Annotated in this window: 3 protein-coding genes and 1 pseudogene; 2 read left to right on the top strand and 2 right to left on the bottom strand. The window is 69.1% G+C overall.

The features are described from left to right. A pseudogene (locus FKP22_RS21120) lies at positions 1–259 on the bottom strand (HAD family hydrolase); the annotation flags it as partial. An 83-nt stretch (positions 260–342) separates the two neighbouring features. Here FKP22_RS21120 and FKP22_RS21115 point away from each other — a divergent pair. Continuing rightward, a complete protein-coding gene (locus FKP22_RS21115; RefSeq protein WP_141289659.1) occupies positions 343–849 on the top strand; it encodes an endonuclease V in 507 nt (168 codons plus the stop codon). Positions 850–872: 23 nt separating this feature from the next. Here FKP22_RS21115 and FKP22_RS21110 read toward each other — a convergent pair whose 3' ends face one another. After that, positions 873–1,193, bottom strand: a complete 321-nt coding sequence (locus tag FKP22_RS21110) for a hypothetical protein (RefSeq protein ID WP_141289658.1) — start codon at positions 1,191–1,193, stop codon at positions 873–875. Positions 1,194–1,394: 201 nt separating this feature from the next. On the opposite strand from FKP22_RS21110, the gene FKP22_RS21105 reads away from it, so the two are divergent. Continuing rightward, positions 1,395–4,855, top strand: a 3,461-nt coding sequence (locus FKP22_RS21105; protein ID WP_211361498.1) for a DEAD/DEAH box helicase, incomplete at its 3' end; no start/stop codon positions are given.

Genomic DNA, 4,855 nt, shown 5'->3' with positions numbered 1-4,855 from the left:
GCCCAACCACATCGTCCAGTTCCGCCTGCAGGATGGCCTCGGCCTCCAGGTCCACGTCCATGCCCGGCGTCTGCCAGTCCCGCACCGTGTCGATGGCGCGCCGGCCGTGCAGCGTGTGCCCCACTGCCACTGGATCCAGCCCATGCTTCAAGGCCCACTGGCCCCACACGCGGTTGACCACCGCAATGCTGTTGAGCAGCGTGCCGTCCATGTCGAACAGGAAGGCCGCGAACTTGGTTTGCGTCAGTGTCGAAATCACCCAGGGCATCCGGTGAGTGGAAACCCGGCATCTTAGAGGCAGGACAATCCCGGCCAGACCCAGCAGACCCGACAGGCCCTTTCATGAAACTCGCAGTGGATGTTCACCTTGACGGCACCGGTGGCCAGGCCGCGGCCGTGGCGTTTGACGAATGGGGTGCGGCCGAAGCGGAGCGTACCTTCGTGACTCGCGTGGCGGCGCTGGACAAGCCGGCGAAAGGCGAGCCGGACTTGCGCGAGCTGCATGCCATCCTGGAGCTGCTGCGCCAGCATGCGCTGCAGCCCGAGGTGATCCTGATCGACGGCTTTGTGTTCCTGGACGCCCAGGACACGCCTGGCCTGGGCCAGCGGCTTTACCAGGCGCTGGGCGGGCGGGCGGCGGTGGTCGGGCTGTCGAAGACGGCCATGGCCGACACGCCAGCGCAGTTCGAGCTGTACCGCGAGGAAGAGGCCAAGCCGCTGATCATCACCAGCGTGGGGCTGGACCTTGGCTCGGCCAAGGCGCGGGTGCGGGCCATGCACGGCAGGCGCCGCGTGCCCACGCTGATGAAGCTGGTGGCCAGGCTGGCCAAGGGCAGCGCGGAAGCTTGAAGCTGCGCGCCCTCGGCAGGGACTCAGCGCGCGGTGGGTGCGCCGTTGCCCATCTTCCAGTCGTTGCACTGGAAGTAGCCTTTTTCGGTGAAGAAGTCGGCCAGGCTGCCGTCGCCGTGCACCATGGTGCCGCTGGTGCAGACCAGCACCGCCGAGGAGTTGGACTCCTCCTTCAGCCGGTTGCCCGCGTTCATGGAGTCCGCGGTGAACCGGCTCAGCGGGAACAGCAGCGACAGCACGCCCGCAGCCACCGCGAGGATGACGATGGCCCGGCGAAGCTCGCTGCGGGATTCATTGCCGGCATGGGGATGCCGGCGGTCGTAGGTGCGGGTAGAAGATGGCATGGCGTCTGGCAGCGTCTGTTGAAGGGCTGTGAGGCGGCAAAGGACCGATCAAAACTGCAAACCGGCAAGCTGCATCGGATCAGCCCCGCTCATCGGCACAAGGGCGACCGACTGAAGTCCTTTCTGAAGCCCCCGAATGTAAAAAATGGCCTGTCGGCGCTGGCCCACCATTTGCCTTGATTTCGCAGGCCCGGCCCCGACGTGGCAAGCTGCGCCCACGCCTTGCCCACTGGTGCTGTGACCTCTCCTCACGACTTCCACCCCGCCGTCCAGGCCTGGTTCGACCAGACCTTCCCTGCGCCCACGCCCGCGCAGGCGGCCGCATGGCCGGCCATCCAGCGCGGGCAGCACACCCTCGTGGCCGCGCCCACCGGTTCCGGCAAGACGCTCACCGCCTTCCTCGCCGCGCTGGACGATCTGGTGCGCCGGGGTTTGGCCAACCATGGCCTGCCAGACGAATGCGCCGTCGTCTACGTCTCGCCGCTGAAGGCGCTGTCCAACGACATCCGGCTGAACCTCGAAGCGCCGCTGGCCGGCATCCGAAAACAGCTGACAAAGCTCGGCCTGCCGGACGTCAACATCCGCACCGCCGTGCGCACCGGCGACACGCCCGCCACCGAGCGCCAGCAGGCGCTGCGCCGGCCGCCGCATGTCTTCGTCACCACGCCCGAATCGCTCTACGTGCTGATGGGTTCGGCCTCGGGCCGCAAGCTGCTGGGCACGGTGCGCACGGTGATCGTCGACGAGATCCATGCGCTGGCCGCGAGCAAGCGCGGTAGCCACCTGGCGCTGACGCTGGAGCGGCTGCAGGCGCTGTGCAACGCCTCGCTGGTGCGCATCGGCCTGTCGGCCACGCAAAAGCCGATCGACGAGGTCGCCCGCTTTCTCACCGGCGGCAAACCCTGCGAGATCATCGACATCGGCTACACCCGCCAGCGCGACCTGGCGCTGGAACTGCCGCCCACGCCGCTCAGCGTCGTCATGTCCACGGACCAGTGGGACCAGGTCTACGACCGCATCCAGCAACTCGTTGCCACGCACCGCACAACCCTGGTTTTCGTCAACACCCGGCGCATGGCCGAGCGCGCCGCGCGCCACCTGGGCGAGCGGCTTGGCAAGGAAGCGGTGGCCGCGCACCACGGCAGCCTGTCCAAGGAAGCCCGGCTGCTGGCCGAGCAGCGCCTGAAGGCCGGCGAGCTGCAGGTGCTGGTGGCCACGGCCTCGCTGGAACTGGGGCTGGACATTGGCGACGTGGACCTGGTCTGCCAGCTCGGCTCGCCGCGCGCCATCGCCAGCTTCCTGCAGCGGGCAGGCCGCGCCGGCCACCACGTGGGCGGCGTACCCAAGGCCCGGCTGTTCCCGCAGTCGCGCGACGAATTGGTGGAATGCGCCGCGCTGCTGGACGCCGTGAATCGCGGCGAGCTGGATGCCCTGCACGTGCTGCCTGCGCCGCTGGACGTGCTGGCCCAGCAGATCATTGCCGAGGTGGCCTGCCAGGAATGGCATGAAGACGCGCTGTTCGAGCTGGTGCGCCGCGCCTGGCCTTACCGGGACCTCACTCGCGAGCGCTTCAACGAAGTCGTGCGCATGGTCTCCGAAGGCTTCACCACCCGCCAGGGCCCGCGCGCCGGCTATGTGCACCGTGACGCCGTGCACCACCAGCTGCGCGAGCGCAAGGGTGCGCGCATGACGGCCCTCACCTCCGGCGGCACCATCCCCGAGTCCGGCGACTACACCGTGGTGCTGGAACCGCAGGCCGACAAGATCGGCAGCGTCAACGAAGACTTCGCGGTCGAGAGCATTGCCGGCGATGTGTTCCAGCTCGGCAACACCAGCTACCGCATCCTGCGTGTGCAGCCCGGCGTGGTGCGGGTGGAAGACGCGCAGGGCGCCGCGCCCAACATCCCGTTCTGGCTCGGCGAGGCGCCCGGCCGCACAGCCGAACTCTCGTTTGCCGTCTCCCGCCTGCGGGCCGACTTCGAGCGCCAATGGCTGGCCGGCACGCCGGAAGAAGCCGTCACCTGGGCGCGGGACACACTGGCGCTGGACGATGCTGCCGCGCGCCAATTGGTGGACTACCTGGGCCGCAGCCTGGAAGCGCTCGGCGTGCTGCCCACCCAGCAGCGCGTGGTGATGGAGCGCTTCTTCGACGAGAGCGGCGGCATGCAGCTGCTGATCCACTCGCCGCGCGGCAGCCGGCTCAACCGCGCCTGGGGCCTGGCGCTGCGCAAGCGCTTCTGCCGCCAGTTCAACTTCGAGCTGCAGGCCGCGGCGACCGAAGATGCCATCGTGCTGTCCCTCTCCACCAGCCACAGCTTCCCGCTCGAAGAAGTGGCGCGCTACCTGAACAGCAAGACGGCCCTGCATGTGCTCACGCAGGCGCTGCTGGACGCGCCGCTGTTCGGCGTGCGCTGGCGCTGGAACGCCACTACAGCCCTCGCGCTGCCGCGCATGCGCGGTGGCCGCAAGGTCGCGCCGCAGCTGCAGCGCATGAAGTCCGAAGACCTGCTGGCGGCGGTCTTCCCGGACCAGGTCGCCTGCCTGGAAAACATCGTCGGCGAACGCGAGATCCCCGACCATCCCCTCGTCGCCCAGACGCTGGACGACTGCCTGCACGAAGCCATGGACGCCGAAGGCTGGCTGGCCGTGCTGCGCCAGCTCGAAGCCGGCGAGCTGGAAGTCATTGCGCGCGACCTGACCGGCCCTTCGCCGCTGGCCGCCGAAGCGCTGAACGCCAAGCCTTACGCCTTCCTGGACGACGCCCCGCTGGAAGAGCGCCGCACGCAAGCCGTGCAGAACCGCCGCTACAGCGACCCCGAAAGCGCAGACGACCTGGGCCGGCTGTCGCCCGAAGCAATAGAAGCCGTGCGCGACGAGGCCTGGCCCCGCGCCCGCGACGCCGACGAAATGCACGAGGCCCTCAACGCGCTCGGCCTGATCAGCGACAGCGAGGCCGCCGCCAACCCCGGATGGCCAGGCTGGCTCGCCGCACTGGCCCGCGCCAGCCGCGCCACGCGCCTGTCCAACGGCTTGTGGACAGCCGCCGAACGGCTGGCCGAGGCGCAGGCGCTGTACTCCGAAGCCACGCTGCATCCGCCACTGAAAGCGCTACCTGAATACGCCACCACAGGCCCGCGCGAAGACATTCTGCGCGAACTGGCGCGCGCCCGCCTCGGCGGCCTGGGCCCGGTCACGCAGGCCACGCTGGCGGCCAGCCTGCAACTGCAGCCCGGCGAGGTCGAAAACGCGCTGCTGCGGCTGCAAAGCGAAGGCTCGGTGATGCAGGGGAGATTCACGCCTGGCACCTTGGAAGTGGAATGGTGCGAGCGGCACTTGCTGGCCCGAATTCATCGCTACACGCTCAAGCGCCTGCGCCAGGAGATCGAGCCGGTCGAGCCGCGGGACTTCGCGCGCTTCCTGTTCGACTGGCAGCAGGTCGGCCCAGCCCACCAGGTCGAAGGTCCCGAGGCGCTGCCCGCGGTGCTGGCCCAGCTCGAAGGCTATGAAGCGCCGGCCGGCCAATGGGAAGCCGAGATCCTGCCGGCCCGCGTGCGGGACTACAGCAGCACCTGGCTGGACGACCTTTGCACCGCAGGTCGCACCACCTGGACCCGCCTGCGCCCCACCGCGACGAGCGGCGGCAAAGGCGGCAGCGTCAGCGG

This window comes from Ideonella azotifigens, assembly GCF_006519715.1.
GTDB lineage: Bacteria > Pseudomonadota > Gammaproteobacteria > Burkholderiales > Burkholderiaceae_C > Ideonella > Ideonella azotifigens.
This window is presented reverse-complemented; position numbering and strand designations above follow the sequence as displayed.

Coding starts and splice junctions, on each gene's coding strand:
- FKP22_RS21115 (WP_141289659.1), top strand. CDS start 343: ATGAAACTCGCAGTGGATGTTCACCTTGACGGCACCGGTGGCCAGGCC.
- FKP22_RS21110 (WP_141289658.1), bottom strand. CDS start 1,193: ATGCCATCTTCTACCCGCACCTACGACCGCCGGCATCCCCATGCCGGC.